Annotated in this window: 19 protein-coding genes and 1 riboswitch; of the genes, 14 read left to right on the plus strand and 5 right to left on the minus strand. The window is 44.7% G+C overall.

Going from position 1 to position 23844, the window contains the following annotated elements:
- Positions 1-450: 450 nt before the first annotated feature.
- Positions 451-2289: an Ig-like domain-containing protein gene (locus P9687_RS15530; RefSeq protein WP_443089683.1), complete on the plus strand. Its 1839-nt coding sequence runs from the start codon at positions 451-453 to the stop codon at positions 2287-2289.
- Positions 2290-2433: 144 nt separating this feature from the next.
- Here the strand turns inward: P9687_RS15530 and P9687_RS15535 are convergent, their stop codons facing one another.
- Positions 2434-2841 (minus strand): YndM family protein, encoded by a 408-nt coding sequence (locus P9687_RS15535; RefSeq protein WP_013858443.1) that lies wholly within the window; start codon positions 2839-2841, stop codon positions 2434-2436.
- Positions 2842-3357: 516 nt separating this feature from the next.
- On the opposite strand from P9687_RS15535, the gene P9687_RS15540 reads away from it, so the two are divergent.
- From P9687_RS15540 to metC, 10 genes are all read left to right on the plus strand, one after another.
- Complete coding sequence (locus tag P9687_RS15540; protein ID WP_013858444.1) at positions 3358-3690, plus strand: PTS lactose/cellobiose transporter subunit IIA; 333 nt, start codon at positions 3358-3360, stop codon at positions 3688-3690.
- A gap of 130 nt (positions 3691-3820) precedes the next feature.
- The gene (locus P9687_RS15545) at positions 3821-4144 is read left to right on the plus strand and encodes a PTS cellobiose transporter subunit IIB (RefSeq protein ID WP_013858446.1); all 324 of its coding nucleotides are present in this window, start codon (positions 3821-3823) and stop codon (positions 4142-4144) included.
- 200 nt (positions 4145-4344) lie between these two features.
- Positions 4345-4848, plus strand: coding sequence for a hypothetical protein (locus P9687_RS15550; protein WP_041818745.1), 504 nt, complete (start codon positions 4345-4347; stop codon positions 4846-4848).
- Between the two features lie 21 nt (positions 4849-4869).
- Positions 4870-6225 (plus strand): PTS cellobiose transporter subunit IIC, encoded by a 1356-nt coding sequence (gene celB, locus P9687_RS15555; protein WP_328228721.1) that lies wholly within the window; start codon positions 4870-4872, stop codon positions 6223-6225.
- A 161-nt stretch (positions 6226-6386) separates the two neighbouring features.
- Positions 6387-7823: a 6-phospho-beta-glucosidase gene (locus tag P9687_RS15560; RefSeq protein WP_017552254.1), complete on the plus strand. Its 1437-nt coding sequence runs from the start codon at positions 6387-6389 to the stop codon at positions 7821-7823.
- 155 nt (positions 7824-7978) lie between these two features.
- Positions 7979-10036, plus strand: coding sequence for a BglG family transcription antiterminator (locus P9687_RS15565; protein ID WP_429906487.1), 2058 nt, complete (start codon positions 7979-7981; stop codon positions 10034-10036).
- A gap of 271 nt (positions 10037-10307) precedes the next feature.
- Positions 10308-11150 (plus strand): 3-deoxy-8-phosphooctulonate synthase, encoded by an 843-nt coding sequence (gene kdsA / locus P9687_RS15570; RefSeq protein WP_328228720.1) that lies wholly within the window; start codon positions 10308-10310, stop codon positions 11148-11150.
- Positions 11151-11164: 14 nt separating this feature from the next.
- The gene (locus P9687_RS15575) at positions 11165-12142 is read left to right on the plus strand and encodes a KpsF/GutQ family sugar-phosphate isomerase (RefSeq protein ID WP_328228719.1); all 978 of its coding nucleotides are present in this window, start codon (positions 11165-11167) and stop codon (positions 12140-12142) included.
- A gap of 378 nt (positions 12143-12520) precedes the next feature.
- Positions 12521-12641: riboswitch (SAM riboswitch) on the plus strand.
- Between the two features lie 77 nt (positions 12642-12718).
- A complete protein-coding gene (locus tag P9687_RS15580) occupies positions 12719-13834 on the plus strand; it encodes a methionine biosynthesis PLP-dependent protein (RefSeq protein WP_168985904.1) in 1116 nt (371 codons plus the stop codon).
- On the plus strand, positions 13831-15006 hold the full coding sequence (metC, locus tag P9687_RS15585; protein ID WP_168985905.1) for a cystathionine beta-lyase: 1176 nt from the start codon (positions 13831-13833) through the stop codon (positions 15004-15006). Before P9687_RS15580 ends, metC begins: the two co-directional genes overlap by 4 nt.
- A gap of 449 nt (positions 15007-15455) precedes the next feature.
- Here the strand turns inward: metC and P9687_RS15590 are convergent, their stop codons facing one another.
- The 4 genes from P9687_RS15590 to P9687_RS15605 form a co-directional block, all read right to left on the minus strand.
- Complete coding sequence (locus P9687_RS15590) at positions 15456-17750, minus strand: glycoside hydrolase family 65 protein (RefSeq protein ID WP_168985906.1); 2295 nt, start codon at positions 17748-17750, stop codon at positions 15456-15458.
- A gap of 202 nt (positions 17751-17952) precedes the next feature.
- On the minus strand, positions 17953-18780 hold the full coding sequence (locus tag P9687_RS15595; protein WP_014096047.1) for a carbohydrate ABC transporter permease: 828 nt from the start codon (positions 18778-18780) through the stop codon (positions 17953-17955).
- 12 nt (positions 18781-18792) lie between these two features.
- The gene (locus P9687_RS15600) at positions 18793-20007 is read right to left on the minus strand and encodes a carbohydrate ABC transporter permease (RefSeq protein ID WP_035190536.1); all 1215 of its coding nucleotides are present in this window, start codon (positions 20005-20007) and stop codon (positions 18793-18795) included.
- A gap of 184 nt (positions 20008-20191) precedes the next feature.
- On the minus strand, positions 20192-21436 hold the full coding sequence (locus P9687_RS15605) for an extracellular solute-binding protein (protein WP_168985909.1): 1245 nt from the start codon (positions 21434-21436) through the stop codon (positions 20192-20194).
- A gap of 115 nt (positions 21437-21551) precedes the next feature.
- On the opposite strand from P9687_RS15605, the gene P9687_RS15610 reads away from it, so the two are divergent.
- From P9687_RS15610 to P9687_RS15620, 3 genes are all read left to right on the plus strand, one after another.
- Positions 21552-22298 (plus strand): AraC family transcriptional regulator, encoded by a 747-nt coding sequence (locus P9687_RS15610; RefSeq protein ID WP_061565663.1) that lies wholly within the window; start codon positions 21552-21554, stop codon positions 22296-22298.
- Between the two features lie 276 nt (positions 22299-22574).
- On the plus strand, positions 22575-23300 hold the full coding sequence (locus P9687_RS15615; RefSeq protein WP_061086753.1) for a WecB/TagA/CpsF family glycosyltransferase: 726 nt from the start codon (positions 22575-22577) through the stop codon (positions 23298-23300).
- Between the two features lie 179 nt (positions 23301-23479).
- The gene (locus tag P9687_RS15620) at positions 23480-23683 is read left to right on the plus strand and encodes a hypothetical protein (RefSeq protein ID WP_235601916.1); all 204 of its coding nucleotides are present in this window, start codon (positions 23480-23482) and stop codon (positions 23681-23683) included.
- Positions 23684-23844: the final 161 nt, after the last annotated feature.

Genomic DNA, 23844 nt, shown 5'->3' on the forward strand with positions numbered 1-23844 from the left:
AGTGCAACAGAGGCAGGACAATCGTTTTAGAAAATAATCCTCTTGGTTAAACAAAGCCGAACCATATGACAGGACTTTTGTAAATGAAATGGAAACAGTAGCGCCAGGGCTACAGCCGCGGCCGAAAACTCCACCATCCAGCGGGAATATGAAAAATTTCCCGCTGCTTTAACAGACATGCCCCCAAAGTGTGCAGGGCGGCCCTTAAGAAATTCTCCCAAAGGTTGCACAAAAAACGTCTTTTCAAAAAGCGGTACGGCCCCTGCTGTTGCAAAAGAATCCGCTCAGCAGGATGAAACAGCCAAGCAAATGGGAACAAGGACGGTTAAAAAACTCCGCTCTTCTTTTTCCTGAACCGGACAGCCAAAATTCGGCCTGCTGTGCTAGAATGAAAGAAGCAACTTTTTAAAATTGCCGGGTTGCCCGGACAAAGGTGCAGGAGGAATTTCATTGAGAATGTTCAGACGGGCATTATCCTTGCCTATTATACTATCGCTATTGTTTATACTGCCGGCCGGGGTATTCGGTGCAGGCGGAAGCGCGTCGGCTCAGGATTATTATAAACTTGTCAGCAACGAGTCTGCCTCAAGCCTTTCGACAGAGCCGACTGGCACCTTCAAGGTTGTGAACCTGGCAGCGCTCCGTCAAAAGTTAAAGAGCAACGTTTACCGGATTGATTACCAGAAGCCATTTGATCTATTAAAATATTTAAGCCTTCGGAAGTATTCCGTTCGCATGGATACGAAAAGGGCCCGTCTTCCCCGGGTGGGAGATACGAAAAAATTCTGGGTGTCCAATCTTGCCAGCAATAAAGATTATCAAATAAGTGCTAAGCTTTTATACAGCGGTCCGCATGCGGATGTCTGGGTATACAATAACCAGCTGAACGACGCCCAGGCTGCCCAGCTTGGAAAAGAATTTGACAACCGTATTTATGCGCTCGATACAAAATATTTCGGCATGCCGTCCGATGTTGATGGAAATGGGAAAGTGAATATTCTTTGTTATGATATCCAGGACGGGTTTGATGGCTCAGGCGGATATGTAGCTGGCTATTTTTACCCGCTTGACCTTTTTGATGCCGACACTTCCAACAAGTCGGAAATCTTTTATATTGACACATACCCGCTGATGGGCACCGGAACATCGAAAAATGTAACCGAAGCGTATTCGACACTCGCCCATGAGTTTCAGCATATGATCTCTTTTAACCAGAAAGTGTTCGTCCAGCACCATTGGGATACGTTTGATACATGGATTGACGAAGGGATGTCCATGGCCGCAGAGCAAATTTATACCGGAAAGCCGCTTTCCGATCGGATTGATGATTATAACAACGATGCTTCAATCCCAAACGGCCACTCGCTTCTCTACTGGGATAGTAACGGGGATGTGCTTGCCAATTATTCCTTGTCCTATTTGTTCATGGAGTATTTGAAAATTCAATGCGGACAAGGCGATGCCATTTTCAAAAAAATCATGGACGATCCGAATACAAATGAAAAAGCTATCGAGGATGTGATCCGAAAATACATTGACCCGAACCTGACTTTCGGGCAGTTTATGACCGATTTCCGGGCCGCGCTCGTCTTAAAGCAGACAAACGGATTATACGGGTTTAAAGGGGATGCCGCGTTCAAGCCGCTCCGAATTAAAACTTACAACGGCAGTTCATTGAAGCTAAAAGGCGGCGGGGCGGTTGTGAAAAAGCTGTCTTCAGCAAGCCGCTTTTCCGTTCCGTCTGGAAAAGGACGGGATATGACATATACGCTCTTGTCGGGAAGTATCGGCGGCAAGGCGCAGCAACCGAAAACACCGAAAGTATGGACTGTCGGCGATAATAGCACATCCATTTCCGGCAGCTCCGACCCGGGGATCGAAGTAGCCATTATGAAGAACGGAAAAATACTTGCCCGCGGCACAGCGGACGGGAAAGGATATTTTAAAGTCCCGGTTTCAAAGCAAAAAGCCGGAACCGTCCTCTATGTTTATACAGAGGCCGGTTTAAAAAGCAGCAAAGTAAAAGTTATAGTAAAAGACAAAACGGCACCAGGCATGCCGACTGCCGGCAATGTCACAACGAAGTCCACGCATGTTGTGGGTAAAGCGGAAAAATCAGCAGTTGTCTATGTATACCGCGGCAGCAAACAGATCGGCAAAGCCACAGTAAATGCCAAAGGCGCATACAGTGTAAGAATCAGCAAACAGAAAAAAGGCACGAAGCTTTCCATTTTCGCGAAAGACAGAGCCGGAAACAAAAGCAAAACAAGAATGGTTACGGTAAGGTGAGGGAAATAAAAGTTTTGCTTGGCCCGAAGAAGTGCACAGCGATTGAAAAACTTGATGCTTGCACAATTGGATGATTGATTGATGAATGGTAAGTTTTTATAGGAATACGAAAAAACGGCAGCTCATCAGCTGCCGTTTTTTCAATCAGTCACCGCCGTATCCGGTATATTCACGGTCAGGCGTGTGATGGAAAAGATGGTGCAAATATTTATGGAAGAACCATTCGCCGGCTGCAATTACGATGCTTGAAGCCAGCGCCGCCCATAACAGATTGTCCATGTCCGGGGCGAGTGATCGTCCCATCAGCCACACAACAAGGTACGCCAGAACAAAGTCCGCGACAGTCGCCATGATATTTCTTTGCGTATCTTCCTCGCGTTCATTTTCCCGCTTGAAAATCATCAAATCTCCCAGGACATATGCAAGAATGGTCAGCACTACACTGGTGGCGATCATATCGCCAAACGGCATGTTGAAGATGGCGGATAAAATGATGCCCAACACAACTGCGACCATAATAAATTTCACCACTAACGCTTTTGCATGTTCCATAACGGTCCCTCCTTTTGGTGTTTGTACTATATCATTACCCGCTCTTACAGCCGTTAATCGGGAAATGAAAGCATTCGGTACAGAAAATCTTTCCAATTGCACTTTTAATGCCAGGTTCTTAAAATCTAAAACCTCTGCAAACAGCCTTTTGCTTACCGCAGTATTGGCAAATGCGATAAACAAAAAGGTATACTTAAAAGCTTGATGCCATGTTTTATTGAAATAGCGGCAGTCATGTTAATGGGGAGAAAGCGGAAAAATGATCCTGATTCCATTTTTCCGTTGCTTTATTTTTTCCAGTAATGATTTCCGTTGCGCTAAGGAAAGAGTTTGGGTTAAAGTGAAACCGTTTCCATATTAATATGGAGTTAAGGTAAGCAGCTGATAAAAAGAAGCATCAAGCAGTGATTAAGGATACATCCAGATTGATTTACGATTTGTGTTTCAACAGCAAGGACCAATTCTTTGTATTATGCAACAAAAAGGATAAAAAACACAATTTTCAAGTTAAGGGTGATGACGTTGAACATAGAAGAAATCAGCTTTCAAATTATCCTAAATGGCGGAAATGCCCGAAGCTTAGCTGCGGAGTCCATCAATCATGCGAAAGCAGGCGAGTTTGCATTAGCTGAGCAAAAAATTGAAGAAGCCAATGAAGCCATGACAATCGCTCATCGTTTTCAAACAAACCTTATAAAGGGGGAAGCAAGCGGGGAAAAATTAGAAATCAGTATATTGCTTATACACGCACAGGATCATTTAATGAATGCCATGACAGTGATTGACCTGGCAAAAGAAATCATTGAACTTTATAAAAAAACAAATGAACTTGAATGCCGAAAGTGCTAACAAATTGCCAAGCTTGCTGTTTGAAAAATGTATGATTGGCGGCACAAGCGGGCCATTAAAAGCAATGGAACTCTTTCATTTATTGATAAGCAAGTTTAAATAACAAAAAAACCAATTGGAGGCATTTATTATGAAAAAAGCATTAATTATTTGTGCAGCAGGCATGTCCTCTTCTTTAATGGCGAAGAAGACAACGGAATTTTTTAAATCAATAGGCAAGGAGATTGAAGTGGATGCCGTTTCAGCAAATGAAGGCAATAAGATGATTGAAAAAGGGGGCTTTGATTTATATTTAGTCAGCCCACAAACAAAGATGTATTTTCAAAAGCTTAAGGAAGCCGGTGAACGTGTAGGAAAGCCAGTTGTAAATATTCCGCCGCAAGCCTATATTCCGATTCCAATGGGTGTTGAAAAATTAGGGAACTTAATACTGCAAGAGCTGCCAAATGATTGATTTGTTTATGTAATTAAAATGTGGGTCTTCGCTATTTACAATATATTCATCAGGCAATGCCAAATTTTATAAATAGACGGAAGGAAGGTGGTCATCAGCAAGATACCCGTTAAGAAGTCTTTTGGATTGGAGGTAATGGATGATAGCTTAAGTTATCACAAATAGCGGGGAGCCAGATTTTTAATAAATGAGGGATTTTTATGAATGACGTAGAAAAAGCATTATTTGAAAAAAATCAAAAAAACCAGATGCTTAAATCGATGTACTATAACCGGTATTTGCTTGTCAGATATGTTACCGCAATATTCTTTTTTACAAATGTATATTGGCTGATTTCATTGGTCATGAGTCATTCGCCACTATACCTTCTTCCATTAGCGTTGATCATCGTTGTCATATTGAGCGTTGCGGAACAAGTAAAGATTTACAGCAGCCCGACAAATCATGCAAGATACACAAAGTTTTGCTTTATGACTTTGCTCATTGCAAATGTAATTTTGCTGTTGCCAAGTTGTTTTTCTTCATCTTTCGCTCATTTATATCCATTTTTAATCAATCAAAACAAGTCAAAAGGATTAATTTTAGCTGTTTTGATTGCCGGGATATTTTTAAGCGTTTTCATCCTTTATCGGTTATACCAAATTAAACATGATGAAGATAAGCATTTTCAACGCATCAAAGAATATGAAAAAGCGATTCGTTAATAATAGAAAAGAGGGGTCTTTATGTCAGAACAAAATAAGGCATTTACTTTTCTTGAAAAGTATCTAATGGGTCCTATGGGGAAAATTGCATCTTTTCGTTTTGTCCGGGCGGTAATGGCAGCCGGGATGGCTTCAATACCATTTACAATAGTAGGGTCAATGTTCCTGGTGTTGAACGTATTGCCGCAGACTTTAACATTTTTGCAAGGTTTTTTCGATAATACTTTCTTTAGAATTAGTGACTTGTATATGCTGGCTAATAAAGCAACAATGGGAATTTTAGCATTATATTTCAACCTTGTTATTGGTTATGAGTATACAAAAATATACGCTGAAGAAGAAGGGATAAATGTAAACCCGCTAAACGGGGCTTTATTATCCATGTTTGCTTTCTTCATGACGATTCCGGAATTGGTTTCAGGTGGTGGAAAAATGTCACTTGTACAAAAAATGAATGACACCACCCATATTATTTTCGGTTGGGAAATGGGTGACAGTGGTGTAAGCCGTTTAGGTTCTTCAGGTATATTTACGGCCATTATTGTTTCTGTTATTGCTGTACAGTTGTACCGGTTATGTGTAAAACAAAATTGGGTGATTAAAATGCCGGAAGCTGTTCCGGAAGGGGTATCCAGATCGTTCACAGCTTTAATCCCTGCATTTTTAGTCGCTTTTGTGATCTTAATCATCAATGGTATTTTTGTAGCTTTAGGTACAGATATATTTAAAGTTGTCGCTGTTCCATTTAGCTTTGTTACGAATATCGCAAGCAGCTGGCTGGGATTGATGGTGATTTACTTCTTAATCCATGCACTCTGGATCGTAGGTATTCACGGGGCGAATATTATCGGAGCCTTCCTGACGCCAATTACTTTGGCAAATATGGAAGCCAATATTCATGGGGCAAATATTCCATTCGCCGGCGAGTTCCAAAATTCATTTGTCATTATGGGCGGTTCCGGGTCGACTTTAGGATTATGTATCTTTATTGCATTTTTGGCCCGGTCACAGCAATTGAGAATACTAGGAAAAGCGTCCCTTGCTCCTGGCATCTTTAATATTAATGAACCAATATTGTTTGGATTACCAATTGTTTATAATCCATACCTGGCTATCCCGTTTTTCTTAGCGCCTATGGCTACAGCTACAATTGGTTATTTTGCAATTAAATTGCACATTGTTGCGCCACTTATTGCACAAGTGCCATGGCCAACGCCAATCGGTATTGGGGCTTTCATTGGAACAGGTGGGAGCATTATGGCGCCAGTTGTCTCACTCATTTGTGGTGTGGTCGCGTTTATCATATATCTTCCGTTCATCAGAATATATGATAAGAAGTTAGTTGAGCAAGAAAAAGGCGGAGAATCTGTACTCTGATCCTCATCTTGAAATAGAAAAATAAGATGTAGAAATATCCTATGAAAACGATGTTGCACTGCGGGTGAATGAAAGAAGGCGGTTCTTCATAGGAAAATCGCCTTCTTATTTAACTTTTCTCGTTCAGGAAACCAAATAAGATAAATGATGGAGGGTTTACAATGTCAAAAGGCGTTTTACCGGAAAACTTTTTATGGGGCGGAGCAGTAGCAGCCCACCAGCTTGAAGGCGGCTGGAATAAAGGCGGAAAAGGTGTAAGTGTTGCTGATGTAATGACTGCAGGAAGACATGGTGTTCCACGGCAAATTACGGATGGTGTATTAGGAGGTTACTATTATCCTAACCATGAAGCAATCGACTTCTATTCCCGTTATAAAAAAGATATTAAACTGTTCGCAGAAATGGGGTTTAAATGTTTCCGTACTTCTATTGCTTGGACAAGAATTTTTCCAAACGGGGACGATGATGAGCCAAATGAAGAAGGCTTGCAATTTTACGATGATTTGTTTGATGAATTATTAAAATATCATATCGAACCTGTTATTACCCTATCTCATTTTGAATTGCCTTATCATCTTGTGAAAAAATATGGGGGTTTTAGAAACCGGAAATGTATTGATTTTTTTGTGAAATTTTCTGAGACAGTCATGAAACGTTATAAAGATAAAGTAAAATACTGGATGACCTTTAACGAAATCAATAATCAAGCAGATACGAGCATGGATTTTGCAAGCTTCACAAACTCAGGAATTAAATATGAAGAAGGTGAAAACCGGAAACAAACCATGTACCAGGCAGCGCTTTATGAATTAATTGCCAGCGCAAAAGTCGTTAAATTAGGCCACAAAATTAATCCTGACTTTAAGATTGGTTGCATGCTTTCTTTCGTACCTGTATATCCATATTCTTGTCATCCGGACGATGTGATGCTTGCCACGGAAGCGATGCATAATCGTTGGTTCTTTGGTGATGTACATGTTCGTGGGACGATTCCTGATTATACGAAAAAATACTGGGAAAGAAACGGATTTGAAATTGAATATACAAAGGAAGATGAACAAATTCTTAAAGAAGGAACAGTAGATTACATTGGATTTAGCTATTATATGTCTAAAGTAGTCAGCGCCCGTGAAGTAGAAGACAGCCAGCCTGATGGAGAGTTTGGCCGCGTCGTTCGCAATCCTTATGTTCAAGCCAGTGATTGGGGTTGGCAAATTGATCCGGTCGGCCTTCGTTACTCGTTAAATGCTTTATATGAAAGGTACAATATCCCTCTATTTATTGTAGAAAATGGCCTTGGCGCGCGGGATGTCGTTGAAGAGGATGGCACGATTAACGATGATTACCGTATTCAATATTTTCGCGATCATATTCTGGAAATGAAAAAGGCGGTTGAACTGGATGGTGTTGATTTAATGGGTTACACACCGTGGGGATGTATAGATTTAGTGAGTGCTGGAACAGGAGAAATGGAAAAACGTTACGGTTTTATTTATGTGGACAAAGATAATGAAGGGAACGGAACTTTAGAAAGAAAAAAGAAAAAGTCATTTGAATGGTATAGGCATGTCATAAAAACAAATGGAGAAGAGCTTTAACTTTTAGGACGGTCGTTTTTCTAACGTTTACAATAAGAATCATATTCAATCATGGCGTGAAAAAATGGAGTTACAATAAAACTCCATTTTTTCATATACGGGAAGAAAATAGAAATCCCCGGTGAAAAAGCAATAGTTATAAGGAAAGCTACGATATGACAGGCTGCAAAGTATCAAGTATTGGTTTTTTCAACGATTACATCACAGCCCGAAAAAATGGTTGGTTTCCCGAAAACTACAGCTCTTCCTTTGCCAAAAATCTTAGTAATCCATGTAAAAGGGAGTTGTTGGCAGTGGCTATCCTATCAAAACGGCAGAAAGATATATTAATCCTTTTATCTAAGTCAAAAGAACCCGTTACTGCAAGCTGGATGGCAAGAGAATTAGGCGTCAGTGACCGAACGATTCGAAACGAAATTAAGCTCATGCAAAATAATACAGCATCACACGGATTTCAAATTGAATCAACCAGAGGATTGGGATATAGCGTAAAAGTATTAGATGCCGGGCTTTTTTCAAAAATACTCAATGAGATTTCTACGGAGGAACATCATTTAGCGGGTGACTTCACTGATAAAGATACGAGAGTTCTCTATATTTTACGCCGGTTATTGTTAGAAACCGATTTTATTAAAATTGAAAGTTTTATAGATGAGATGTTCGTCTCTTTATCGACATTGCAAAATGACTTAAAGATGGTAAAAGAAATTCTTGATCAATATCATTTAAAGCTAATCAACCGCCCGCACTATGGCTCAAAGGTTGAAGGCGATGAATATATGAAACGTCTATGTTTGTCTAATTTATTGTTGGAGCGGAACCAGGAAGCATTTCTAAAAGAAGATTGTTTACAACTCATTGATCCGGAACTATTTAAAAAGATTAAAGAAATAATCATCCAAAAGGTTAATAAATATAAAATTGAAATCTCTGATATATCTTTGGAAAATTTAGCAACGCATATTGCCATCGCCTGCAGAAGAATCCAGGAAGGCTTTGTTATTGAAGAGCTGGCTGATGTTCTGGTCGATGATCATCCATTTGAAAAAATTGTAGCGAATGAAATTATAAAAGAAGTGGAAGATCTTACTTCGTTAACTTTTCCTGGGACAGAAATCGATTATGTTATTGTTCATTTATTGGGAACCAAACTTTTACACAAGAAGGAACTGGCCGAGTTTAGTAAATTTGATGAAGCCGGAACGATTATAAATTGTATGTTAGATCGTTTAAAGTCTGAATTGAATTGGGACTTTCGCCAAGACCGCGAGTTTATCCAGGCGTTAACGTTGCATATCCGTCCTGCAATGAACCGATTGCGGTATAAAATGAATATCCGGAATCCGTTATTAAACGATATAAAGAAAAAATACCCGGCCGCGTTTGAAGGCGCCATTATTGCCAGCAAATGTATAGAAAAGTATTTGCAAATGGAAGTGGTTGAAGATGAAATTGCCTATATTGCGCTGCATATTGGTGTTGCGCTAGAACGGATGAAATTAAACAAGAAAAAAATAAAAAAAGTACTCATCGTTTGCGCATCGGGCGTAGGGAGCGCAAAATTGCTCTCCTACCGATTGCAAAATTTGTATGGCCAAGAAATTGAAATTGCCGATACCATTAATTATTACAATTTATCATCCTATGATTTATCTTTCATTGATCTGATCATTAGCACTGTCCCTATAAAGGAGGATTTTGACGTCCCGGTCCAAGTTGTGAATACTTTTTTGGAAGACAAGGACATTCAAGCTATAAATTGTTTTTTATCTAGGACGCAAAATGTGGCAGAGAAATATTTGCATCCTTCAAGAATTTTCCTCCAACTGGAATTGCAGGATAAGGAAAGTGTGATTCGATTTTTATGTGATGAACTATATAAGCAAAAGCTTGTACCAAGGGATTATGTAAACCTTGTTTTAGAAAGGGAGTCGATTACGCCAACCTGTTTTGGGAATCTCGTAGCCATTCCCCATCCAATGGTGCCCGTAACGAAGGAAACGTTTTGGACAGTATGCACACTAAAAAGCCCTATTCATTGGCATGATCAGCAAATGGTTCAATTTGTTTGCTTGTTAAATATTAAAGAAGGCACGCAAGCGGATTTAGATGATATGTATAAAAAGCTCATTTCAATTATCGAAAACAGGTCTGTTGTGCAAAAAATCATCAAAAGCAAAACGGCTGATGAGTTAATGGCATTTATAAAATAATTGAGCCCCATGCAGCTACCATTTATAAGAGGAATATTTTCCCAGCCATTTCCCCGAAGGAGATTTTACCCGCCATCCGCGTTATCAAGCACAAAACTTGTCCGGTTTTGTGCTTGATATTTCCTGGAGATAACCCTACATAAAAATGAAAAAAGTTTGTGAATACTCTTTACATATTCCTTGCCCTGTGCGGTTTCCTAAAGGATAATATTTGTAACCTGCAGCAGAAGGAGTAAAGACACGTGAAAACTTAAAAATGAGGAGTGAGCAAATGAAAACAGTCCAACTGAACAGCCGGATAGCTTTCGGCCCATCTCTGCCGTTCGTATTGATTGCCGGCCCGTGCGTGATTGAAAGTGAAACAATGGCCATGGAAACAGCCGCAACCCTTCAAACCATTGCCGGAAAACTCGGCATTCCTTTCGTTTTTAAAGCTTCTTTCGACAAAGCCAACCGATCATCCATTTTTTCCAAAAGGGGCCCGGGACTGGAAAAAGGGCTCGAAATACTTGATCGTATTAAAAATGCATTTGGCATGCCGGTCACGTCCGATATTCATGAGCCGCACCAGGCAAAAGCAGCCGGGGAAGTGCTCGACATGCTGCAAATCCCCGCATTCCTTTGCCGCCAGACTGATTTGCTGCTCGCCGCTGCCGCGACGGGCAAAATCGTGAATGTCAAAAAAGGGCAGTTTTTGGCGCCTTGGGATATGAAAAACGTCATTCAAAAACTGGAGGAATCCGGCACTGAAAAAATTCTCCTTACGGAACGCGGTTCGACATTCGGCTACAATAACCTGGTGGTGGATATGCGCGCACTTCCGGAAATGCGCAGATTAGGGTATCCGGTCGCGTTTGACGCCACCCACAGTGTCCAAATCCCGGGCGGAAACGGCACTTCAACAGGCGGAAAGCGAGCGCTTGTCCCGTATCTCGCAAGGGCAGCGGCGGCTTGCGGGATCGATGCGTTGTTTCTGGAAGCCCATCCCGATCCGGGACAAGCCTGGTCGGATGGCCCGAATATGGTAAAACTGGATGATCTTGAAGAAATGTTAAAGCCAATGATAGAAATTGATCGCATGATAAAAGAACAAACAGCGGCAAACATCCATTAATGGAGGTGAAAATGATGTTAAAAGATTTCAGACGAAGCATCAATTATGTCGAAAGCGTCCGTGAAGTGCTGGAAAAAGAGGCCAATGAGATTTTAAAGCTGAAAGACCGGATAAATTTCCGGATAAATGAAGGTATTGAAATGATATTGGCGTGCGAAGGGAGAGTCATTTTTACGGGAATGGGGAAATCGGGCACCATCGGGCGGAAACTTGCTTCCACATTTGCAAGCACCGGTACCCCGGCATTTTTCCTTCACCCGGGAGAAGCACTGCACGGCGATCTTGGAAAAATAACAAAAAAAGACATCCTAATTGCCATTTCCAACAGCGGGGAAACGCCGGAAATATTAAATATGATCCCTTCCATCAAAAGGATCGGCGCAAAAATGATTGCCATTTCTGGTTCACGCAAGTCAGCACTGGCACGGTGTTCGAATCTGGTGATGGATATCGGGGAAGTTGAGGAAGCGTGCCCGCTCGGCCTTGCGCCGACTTCTACGACAACCGTCACGCTTGCGCTCGGGGATGCGATTGCGGTTGCCCTTTTAAAGGCAAGGGATTTTAAACCTGAAAACTTTGCGCTCTTCCATCCCGGCGGCTCGCTTGGCAGGCGTTTGCTTCTAACAGTTGGCCATGTGGCTAAACGCAAAAGCATGAACCCGGTTGCCAGAATGGATACCGGCATAAAGGAAGCATTATTTATGATGACGGAAGCGGGGACGGGGGCTGTCTCGGTCATTGATAAGCAGGGCCGGCTTGCCGGCATTTTAACGGATGGCGATATCCGGCGCGAGCTTTTAAACGGCCATGAAGTACTGGATAAAAAAGTGGCAGACCTGTATACAAAATATCCGGTTTGCGTCAGTGAGCACCAGCTGGCAGCGGAAGCATTGCGAATAATGGAAGACCGCGCTTTCAAGGTGCTGCCGGTTGTTGCCGGCCAGAAACCAGTTGCCATGCTCCATATTCAGGATTTGATCCAGACTATATAGGCAAAATAACAAGATATTGGACAGAGCGGATTCATAAAGAATACCGCTTTTTTTGGTGTTTACCGCCAATATTTACACAGCAGCTGTCTGCTTCTTTTCGGGGATACCACACAAAGATTTCGGTGACAATGGTTCAGTGGCCTATTAAAATAAAAGGGTCACGAATACTACAGACGGGGTCATTACGCTTCTCCTTTCATCTTTGCTGTTTTATTTTCTCACCATATTGATTGTCCATAAGAAAAACAAAATTTAAATTGAAAATTTTTTAAAAAAGCTTGACGAATCCGAAAAAAAGGGATAAATTGAACGTAAGCATTTTTTATGTCCGTTGTGTATGCCTTTTGTGGCGTTTATGGCAAATTTCATATTGGTGTTTTCTTATCAAGAGAGGTTGAGGGAATGGCCCGATGAAGCCTCAGCAACCTTCAATGCTTTTACGCGTTGAAAAGGTGCTAAGTCCTGCAAGTTATGGGATCCATAACTTGAAAGATAAGAAGATGGTTCATGCACGAAAAGAATGGCCTTCTTCTTATTGGAGAAGGCTTTTTGATTTTAAGTGAGGGAGTGTCCATCATGTATCGTACAGAAACAAAACTTGCACAGATCGGAAACCGCAGTGACCGCGTGACAGGTGCGGTGAACCCGCCTGTTTATTTTTCTACCGCTTACCACCACGAAGGCATTGGGCAGTCGACCGGTTTCGATTATTCCCGTACCGGCAACCCGACACGCCAGTTGCTGGAAGAAGCGATTGCGGATCTGGAGGGCGGGGACCGCGGGTTTGCGTGCAGTTCCGGCATGGCTGCGATTTTCACTGTTTTATCTTTGTTCCAGGCCGGCGATGAGTGGATTGTGAGTGATGATTTATACGGCGGCACCTACCGCCTGCTGGAGCAGGGGTATAAAAAATGGGGGCTTTGTTGTAATTACGTGAATACGTGCAACCCGGAAAATATTGAAAAAGAAATCACCCCGAAAACGAAAGCCATTTTTCTCGAAACACCGACAAACCCCCTCATGCAGCAGACGGATATCGGCGCTGTGGCTGAAATTGCGAAAAGGCACGGAATCCTGCTGATCGTGGACAATACTTTTTATACTCCGCTTTTGCAGCGGCCGATCAAAGAAGGCGCTGATATTGTGGTCCACAGCGCAACGAAATATCTTGGCGGGCATAACGACGTGCTGGCTGGGCTGATCGTGGCAAAGGGCGCTGAACTTTGCGACAAGCTTTTCTTGTACCATAACGGCGCCGGCGCCACACTCAGCCCGTTTGATTCGTGGCTTCTGATGCGCGGCATGAAAACGCTGGCGCTCCGGATGGAAAAACACGAAAAGAATGCAAAAGCTGTGGCGGCCTTTTTAAGCGCGCATCCGGACGTAAAAGATGTGCTGTATCCTGGACGCGGCGGGATGCTTTCTTTCCGTGTAAAAGAAGAATCATGGGTTGACCCGTTTTTACGCGGCCTGTCTTTGATTACATTTGCCGAAAGCCTCGGCGGGACGGAAAGTTTTATCACTTACCCGGCTACACAGACGCATGCCGACATTCCGGAAGAAAAACGGATTGCCTCAGGCGTGGACAACTGCCTTTTGCGCTTTTCAGTCGGAATTGAAGATGACCGCGATTTGATTGCAGATATTGAAAAAGCTTTTGCCAACATTCACGAAGGGGTGCAAACACGATGACAAATGAAGATTATTCTTTTCAAACGAGGCTTTTACATAACAGCCACAAAATTGACCCGGCGACCGGTGCGGTGAGTGTGCCGATCCAGCATGCTTCGACATACCACCAGGCGGACATTGACCAGTTCGGCAAATACGATTACAGCCGCTCGCTCAATCCGACGAGGGAAGCGCTCGAGGATGTCATAGCCGAACTCGAAGGCGGCGCCAAAGGTTTCGCGTTTGCTTCCGGGATGGCGGCGATTTCAACGGCGTTTCTGCTTTTGTCGGCGGGCGACCATGTTGTGATCACCGAGGATGTGTACGGCGGCACGTTCCGGATGGTGACGGAAGTCCTGACACGGCTTGGTATTGAACATACATTTGTGGATATGACCAACCTTGAAGAAGTGCGGCAGGCCGTCCGCCCGAACACGAAAGCTTTTTATGTAGAAACCCCTTCAAACCCGCTTTTAAAAGTGACGGATATCCGGGCGGTGAGTGAACTGGCAAAGGCAACCGGGGCGCTCACCTTTGTCGACAACACCTTTTTAACGCCTGCCCTGCAGCGTCCGCTTGAACTCGGGGCGGATATCGTGCTGCACAGCGCGACGAAATTTTTAGCGGGGCACAGCGATGTCGTCGCCGGGCTTGCAGTTGTAAAAGATGAAGCATTGGCAGCGCGCCTCGGCTTTTTGCAAAATTCATTCGGGGCGGTGCTCGGCGTCCAGGATGCATGGCTCGTTTTGCGCGGGTTGAAAACGTTGCATGTGCGGCTGCTCCAATCACAGCAGTCAGCGGTGAAAATTGCACATTTTCTTGATGCGCATCCGCTTGTACGAAACGTGTATTATCCGGGGCTCGGGCACCATCCGCAGCATGCGTTGCAAAAGCTGGAGGCACAAGGGCCGGGCGCGGTATTGTCGTTTGAACTGGAAGATGAGGAAGCGCTCCGGGCATTCGTCAGCCATGTAAAAATCCCGGTCTTTGCCGTCAGCCTCGGCGCTGTGGAATCGATTCTGTCCTATCCGGCAAAAATGTCCCACGCCGCAATGCCGCCTGAGGACCGAAGAAAACGCGGCATCTCCGACAGCTTGTTGCGCTTATCGGTTGGCCTCGAAAATCCGGATGATCTGATTGCCGATTTTGAGCAGGCTTTTTCATACACGAAAGCGGGCACAACCGTGAAATAATGGACAAACGGCTGCGGGGGAATCCGCCCTAAATCGGCGGGATTCCCGTTTCAAAATCACTTGGCCTGCCTGAACCGCGGATTGGATGCGGACAATTTCGGATCCTTCAATTTCGCGGATTCCATTCTCAGTGTTGTTCGCTTTATCATAAGTAACGAGCAAGTTTTCCCGTCTTGCAGAGAAATACTCCATTAATTGGCGGTGGAGGGACCGTTCAATATTGCCGGGCGGGGACCGTTTCAAATCCCTTTTTCCGCCTGAAACCTGTATGTCTAATAAAAACATGATAAACGGATTTAGGAATCGGTTATGTTATTTGGCACGATCGGAGCAAAATGGATGGCCCTTCAAACTGTTTCGAAGCCCGTAAAAAAAGCGGCGGGAAACCACTGTAAAAAGTGTCCCACCGCTTTTTTCTATTTTTTGTGTAAAGGAACGAACGCTTGCATTTACAAGCCGGAAATCGGCCGGGTAATCGTCCTTCCTGGTTGCAGCGTTTCTGTCCGGCCGCCTATATGGATGTCCAGCGCATCTCCTTCCAGCAATGCCACTTTGAACGCATGGCGCGCCACTTCCACCTGAAGCTTGCGGTTTTGGTAGGTAAGGCGGAATAAATAGCGGTCCCATTGTTCCGGAATGGCAGGGTCCAGGAAAAGCCCGTTTTCTTTAATCCGGACGCCGCCGAATCCGTAAACGATTGACAGCCATGTCCCGCCCATATTGGCCATATGCAGGCCGTCTTTTGTGTTGCCGTGCGTGTTATCAAGATCAAGGCGGGCCGTTTCGATAAAATAATGATATGCTTTTTCCGCTTCGCCGAGCCTTGACGCCATTATGCTGAAGATGCAGGTGGACAGCGATGAATCGTGTGTTGTGACCTTTTCATAATAATGAAACGAGTTTCGGACCGTTTCCGGATCGGCCTCTTCTTCCAGCAAAAAATGCGCGAGCACCGTGTCCGCCTGTTTGCATACCTGGTACCGGTAAATCGTGAGCGGATGGTAATGCAAAAGGAGCGGGTAATGGTCTTTCGGCGTATGTTCAAAATCCCAGACCGCTTTATCGAGAAAGCTGTCATCCTGTTTGTGGATGCCGCGTTTTTCATCATAAGGGAGATACATCCCATCCGCTGCTTTCAGCCAGCTTGCCGCTTCTTTGTCCGTTAAACCGAGCCGCGCAGCAAATGCCGCAAAATAGGCATCATCTGTTTTTTTCAGCCAGTGATAAAATTTGTGAGCTGATTTCAAATTGTATTTTGCCATTACATTTGTATAGTAATTGTTGTTGACGATGGCTGTGTACTCATCCGGCCCGGTCACATCTTCAATCGCAAATTTGCCGTCTTTTTCCCGGTAATGGCCAACCTCAAGCCAAAGCCGCGCCGTTTCCACGAGGATTTCGACGCCGTATTGCTTCATAAAGTCCTGATCTTGCGTGGCATACCAGTATTGCATATAACTGTAAGCGATGTCCGCGCTGATATGATACTGCGCTGTGCCGGCAGGGAAATACGGGGAGCATTCCGTGCCGGAGATCGTCCGCCACGGAAATAGCGCGCCTTTTTGATGGCCCATCTCTTTTGCCCTTGCCCGTGCGTGGTCAAGGATATGGTAACGGTACAGCAGCAAATGCCGCGCGAGTTCCGGATGCGTCAACAGAAACACCGGGAAAATATAAATCTCCGTGTCCCAAAAGTAATGCCCTTCATAACCTTCCCCGGACAGCCCTTTTGCCGCAATATTGCTGGCGGTGTCTTTTCCGACAGACTGCAGGAGCTGGTACAGATTGAAACGGATCCCTTCCTGCAGTTTCGGATCGCCGTCAATTTCAATGTCCGCTGTTTGCCAGTAAGTGGCTAAATATTGCTCCTGCTCCCGTATGAGTGCTGAAAAATCTTTGCCTTGCATGCTTTTCAGGATGGCCGCTGCCTTTTCTGCGGCATGGTCCCCGTGGCGGAGCGTGTCCGTGTAAATCGCAAATTTTGTAAGGGACACCGGCTCGCCGGGCTTGAAATCGATGATTGCGCGCACTTTTTGTTCGTCTTGTTCATAATGACATTCGCAAGAGGCGGAAACGGCATGGGTTGCGGCACAAGCCGTTTCAAGCCCGGAAGCAAGTGTGCGGGCACGCAGTACAACTGTCCCGCTCTCCGCCACTGCTTTTGTCACAGCCAGCCTTTTTGCATGGGCAGATCCGGTCCGCGGGTCGTTTTTATCGACATAATTTTGCACATCACCGTTGACAGTGGAAATCACCCGCACCGGCCCGGAAAAGTTTACCGGCTCCATTTTCACTTGAATCGCAAACAGTTCCCGCCATGTAAAAGAAACCAACCGTGAAAAAGTGAGATTGATTTCTTTTCCGGAAGGCGATTTCCAATGGATGACGCGTTCGGAAAACCCGCGTTTCATGTGCAAAGTTTGGGAAAAACCGAGAACTTCCCCTTCAAAAAGAGAAAAGCGTTCTTTTTCTTCTCCAAGAAAAATTTCGATGGTCTGCGCATCGATCACATTCAGCATTTTCTGCCCGGTTTCCGGGAATCCGTACGCTTTTTCCCCGTACTGGATTTCTGTAATGTCATAAAAAGCATTCAAATAAGTGCCGCGGATAGAAGGGATTTCTTCCGGGTAGCCTTCTTCAAAGTTTCCGCGCACGCCAAGATAGCCGTTCCCGAGTGCAAATAAGCTTTCATTGACCAGCAACATTTGTTTGTCCAATTCGTGTTTCGTGATTTCCCATGTCATACGCTGTTCCTCCAAAAATTCCAAATTCGAAGAGGGCATGGTGCCAAGCGCCCTTTTTTTCTTATGTCCCGGACCGAAAAACCCTTTCCCCGTATCGGATTGCCTGCCGGGCCCGTAAGTTAAACAACGGCAGCTTGACAGGGATCTGGAAAATGCCGCGCGGTTGCGATACCGGGGAAAACGCCTCCGCTAGCGGAAATTTTTATTCTTTCACCCCGCCTGTTGTAAGGCCGGAGACGATTTGTTTCTGGAACAGAAGGACGATGATCAGGGTCGGGACCGTGACGACTGTGGTAGCGGCAGCGACCTGTCCCCAAAGTATTTCGAACTGGGTGCGGAGGAAAGAAATCGCGACCGGCACAGTATGGTAATTAGCGTCCGAGTTTAAGGTAATCGTCAGCAAAAATTCGTTCCACGCAGCAATGAATGTAATAATCGCAGTTGTAAAGACACCCGGCGCGGCAAGCGGGAAGACGATCCGGAACAGCGTCTGAACCGGCGTCGCACCGTCAATTTTTGCCGATTCTTCAAGCGCGAGCGGAATCTGGTTGAAATGCGTCACTAGGATCCATACCGCAGTCGGCAGGGTGATCGTCGAATACGGCAGGACAATCGCATACGAGTTCGTTAAATGCAAATGCAGGAACAAGTTATAAATCGGCCCGGTGACAATCATTTGCGGGAACATCGAAACCGCCAGAATCAGCCCGAGCAACAAGTTTTTCCCTTTAAAATCAAAACGCGAAATGGCGTAAGCCGTAAACGTGGCAATTAAAATAATGTAAACCGTTGTCGTTGTCGCAACGATAAAACTGTTTTTCACCGATGTCAGGATTCCCTTTTGGAAAATCTGCGTGTAATTTTCCCATGTCGGATGATGGGCAAAGACCCGAAAAGCCCCGTCCCCAAAAATTTCCCCGGAAGGTTTAAAGGAGGTGATAAAAATCCAGAAAAACGGAAATATCATCCCAAATAAAAATACGACAATCAGGGCGATGATGAGCACATTCCATTTGCGGTTCGTTTTCATGGCCATCCCTCCTTAGTTTTTATCCATCAGATTGGCACCGAGCACTTTAATGTAAATGGTTGCGATGATGGCAACGCAAATAAACATGATGATAACAATGACGGAGCCGTAGCCGAAGTTGGTTTGCCCGAACATCGTTTTGTAACCGTAGACAGACATGGTTTCTGTTGCCCCGCCCGGACCGCCGCCTGTCAGGACGTAAATCAGGTCGAAAACGCGAAAAGCGTCAAGTGTCCTGAACAGCAGTGCGACCAAAATGGAAGATTTGAGCATTGGCAGCGTAATTTTGAAAAACTGCTGGATTTTTGTTGCGCCGTCAATGGATGCGGCTTCATACAACCCTTTGGAAATGTTTTGCAGGCCGGCAAGCAGCAAAAGGGCCATATAAGGCGTTGTTTTCCAAACGTCGGCTAAGATCGTGGATACCATCGCGCCGGATCCCGTTAAAAGCAGAATGCGCGAATCGCTGATCAGCCCGATAGACTGGAAAAAGTGTGCGACAACGCCGCTTGTGCCGTCATACAAATAACTCCACATGAGCGCGGCAACCGCGGTCGGAATCGCCCACGGGATCAGCGAAGTTGTCCTTACAATGCCTTGCCCTTTGAACGCTTTGTTCATAATCATGGCGAGGCCGAGGCCGAGGACAAACTCAAGGAAAACCGAAACGACGGTAAAGAGCACGGTATTCCATAAGGCATGCCCGAGCCGTTTATCATGCAATGCTTCTTTATAAGACTTGAAGCCGGTGAAGTTGGAAGGTACAAAGCTACTTTTGAAATCTTTGACAATTTTCGATAAATTTTTTCCGTTCGGCGTATCGTATTTGGCATTGATTTCCTTTACCAGTTTAGATGAGTCGGTATAAAGGCCCATCAGCTTTTTCTGGTCAGCTTTGCTGATTTTTTGGACGCCTTTTCTGCCTTTATACTGTTTGGCTACATCCGCAACGTGATGGACCAGTTTGTCGGCTTTTTGCCGGTCGGCCGGGTCGGTGATTTTTTCCCGGTCTTCTGTCAGAAATAGCCTGACATACGTTTGCGTTTCGTCAAATAAGCTGAAATTATAGCGCGGGCTCATGTACAGCCCCGATTTTTGCTGGTTATTCAGCTGGTAATCAAAAAAGGTATACCGGAGTGACTGAAAAATCGGCCACAGCGAGAATACGCCGATAATCAACAGGGCTGGAAGGATAAATAAAAAAGCCTGCAAGCGGTTCTTCTTCATGATGCTGGCACCTCTTTTCGCCGTAATTTTTCTTCCTGTACGGAGTGCAAAGTGCATGCACTGCCGCCCGATTTCTTTTTAAAAAAGGCTCTAATGAAAATTAGAGCCTTCGTACGATTAAATCTTTATGAAAAGCAGGCGCCCGGGGACGGAAAGGGAGTAAAACGCGCCCCTGGACGGTTGCTTATTCGCCTGCTGCGTCCTGGATCGTTTTGGCTGCATCATCCAGATTTTGGCTTGTGCTTAAATATTTGTGGGCCGCAATTTGGATCGTGTCGGATACTTTGCTGTACTTCGCGGATACCGGGCGGGCAATCGTCGTTTTCAATGCTTTTTGGAAGCCCGGCATGGTCAGCATTTTGTTTTGTTTTTGGACATCAGGATCATTCAGCAAATCATTATATCCCGGCAGGTAACCGCCTTTTGTGGACATAATCTTCTGCCCTTTTTTGCCGGCTACGAATTTTACAAACTCCCATGCGCCTTCTACATGTTTTGAGTTTTTGTTGATGCCGAGAAGCCAGCCGCCGACAGCGCCGCCGTTTGGAAGCGGGGCAATGCCAACATTTTTGATGTCCACTTTTACGCCTTCTCCGCCAGTTTTAATGGTGCCATACTGGTACGGCCAGTTCCGCGCGAAGACAGATTTTCCTTGCGCAAAGCTGTCCAGCGTTTGTTGTTCCATATAGTTCAGCAAATCTTTTGGCGCCCATGCTGCTTTTGTAAATTGATACATCGTCTCAAGGCCGCCTTTGATATCTTTATAATGATTCGTGAATTCTGTCACATTGACGGTTAAGCCTTCATATTGTTTGGACTGATAAACAAAACCGTTTGTCGTTCCGTTTTTGCCGGCATATTTTGCAGCCATGTCCCCGAGTTCTTTATAGGTGTAGTCCCCGCTTTCGAGTTTCGCTGCATCTTCCTTGCTGACAATATCGGAACGGTAATACAGAATGCCGAGGTCCGGGAAGAATGGAAGCGTATATTGTTTCCCTTCATAGTTACCGGAAGCCATCGAACCGGCATTGAACTGTTCTTTCGTCAAATTAGCATCCATCATTTTCTTGTCAATCGGGACAAGGTATCCGGCACCTGCAAATTCGCCGCCCCACACAACGTCCATGGACATGATGTCATATTCGCTTGATCCGCTGGAGAGCGAAGTCAGCAATTGGTCGTGCATTTGTGCCGAGTCATTCGTCATTTGCACCCATTTCACCTGGTACTTTTTCGATTGTTTGTTAAAAGCCGCAATGACTGCTTTTGTCGCAGGTGTACTGTCATTTTGTGCCGCGAATTTTAACACAATCTTTTTTGAGGAACTGCCGCTTTTGCTTGATTTCGAGCTTGAATTGCTGCCGCATCCGGCCAGCACGCCGATAACAAGCGTAAGCGCTACCAAAATAACGCCCGCTTTTTTCCACATATGAAAGCCCCCTTTAGTTTTGATGATTACACTTGAATATTACCCTGTATGCGCATACAATGATATTAGAATCTTTAGATCTATAATAAAATTTTTAGGTATTGGGGCGGCTCCGATGAAACAGTCTGCCATCAGCAAATCCATTATAGAACGCTACCTTTCATACCGCGTTGAACACCAACGTGAATATTTTCTCCATCCGCCTTATATGATGGAAAAGCAGTTGTTGAATGCTGTAAAAGAAGGTAGAGTGGAAGCAGCCGAATCCGTTTTGAAAACTATCAATACGCTGGAGCGGGCTAAACTTGCGGAAGAACCGATCCGCTCGCTCCGTAATTCACTCATCTGTATTTGCACGCTGTTTACAAGGGCGGCGATCGAAGCGGGCGTGCCGCCGGAAACCGCTTTTAACATCAGCGATGCGCATATTCTGGAGATTGAAAGGTTAAAGACGCAGGAAAAGCTGTTTGAACTCGAGTACAGCATGCTGCGCAATTTTACGGAAGCCGTGCAACAGGCAAGGAAACAAGAACATCGCTACAGCCATGCGATTCATATGGCTGTGGCATATATTCATGAAAATATTTTACAGGTGATCACGCTTGAATCGCTGGCGAAACATGTTTACCTGAATCCGAGCTACTTGTCCCACTTGTTTAAAAAAGAGACCGGCGTATCGGTGACGGATTATATAAATAAAAAGCGGATTGAAGAGTCGATTTATTTTTTGCTCCATACGAATATACCCATTTCTGAAATTGCGCTTCTGTTCCATTTTTGCAACCAAAGCTACTATACTTCGCTTTTTAAAAAATATATGGGGCTCACCCCAAAAGAATTCCGGGAGCAAAACCAGTACTAGTTTTGCTGGCATGTATCCGCTTTTTAACCCCGGTCGGCTCTTCCTTGCCATTTTCCAATGTTTAACATAACTGTTTCACGTCCGGATTTCCATCAAGTTTCATTTCTTAGCCCCCGTCTGCGGGGAACGCCAAAATTCCACCGCATATCGCCCATGCTGCGGGTCTTCCCTTTTTGCCACAGGCGTTGGCGGAGCGGGGATTTGTAATTGCCGGCGGTGCACAGAACGTATATACTAAGCATGGAAACATTTCACCGTGCTAAGGAGAAAACTGTTTTGAAAAAGGCATTTGGCAATATTGATTTGACCGTGATTACAGAAGAACAATTTTTGGGCGAATTTGAGAGCCGGGTACACGAAGGAATTAAAACCAATGTGTTTTTTTTAAATGCGCACTGTTACAATATCGCCCAAACCGACCGCGACTACTACCGGATTATCAATGAAGCCGACTACCTGCTCAACGACGGGGTCGGGATTGAAATCGGCGCAAAACTGTTTGATATTCCGCTTGCCGGCAATTTAAACGGTACCGACTTGACGCCGAAAATATTAAAGCGCTGTGAAAAAAACGGCTTCTCCGTATTTGTGCTCGGCGCTACCGAAACGAATTTGAAAAGTGCAATCCAACATTTCCGCAGGGACTATCCCGGTTTGAAAATTGCCGGCGCCCATCACGGTTATTTTCAATCAAACCATGAGATTGTAGAGGCGATTAACCGCTCGCATGCCGATGTGCTGATCGTCGGAATGGGCGTGCCGCTCCAGGAAAAATTCATTGCCGGCTTCGATCGGGAACTTTTCTGCACGGCACGGCTCGGTGTCGGCGCTTTTATTGATTTTGCATCCGGAAACGTACCGCGTGCCCCGTATCTGTTCCGGAAATTGCGGATCGAGTGGCTGTTCCGGCTGTTGCGCGAACCGAAACGGCTGTGGAAGCGGAATGTCGGCAGCCTCATCTTTTTATGCCGGATTTTGCGATATAAATGGAAACATTCTTAGCTTCCTTTTTCCGGCGCGGAAAGGAACGGGGCGTGCAGGGCGGGAATTCAGACACGTGCCCAAAAAAAGAAGGGAATGCCCGGCACTTGCCGAACGATAAAAGATGTGCCAATTTTTGTTTTACAAAAGGGAAAAGCGGGTACGATAATGTAATCATTTGTAAAAGAAAGGTGAGAAATATGGAAATTGATATCAAACCCGCTGCACTCTCCCAATTTAAACAAATTGAATTTCAAGAAGGCGAAGGCATCCGGATTGAGGCGGTCTTTGTCGGGAGCTGTACAATTGCCGCTGAACATTCTTTGAAAATTGACCATAAACGGGAAGATGACGATTTGTTTAACAGCTTTCCGAAAGAAGTCTCCCATCCTCAAGGAATGTGAAGGTGCGAATAGCACCAATGAGTAGGTGGGAGATGAATTTCGGTTGGCTTTAGCCAAAGTTATTTTTCCAATCCTTTTCTCAACAATTCTAAGATTGCGCCTGTTCTAGTTGGAATCCCATTTTCTTTTTGATATTGCTCCAATTTTTCTAATATCGTCTT

Origin of the sequence: Weizmannia sp. CD-2023 (assembly GCF_036225245.1) — a bacterium.
GTDB classification, from domain to species: Bacteria; Bacillota; Bacilli; order Bacillales; family Bacillaceae_C; genus Weizmannia; species Weizmannia faecalis.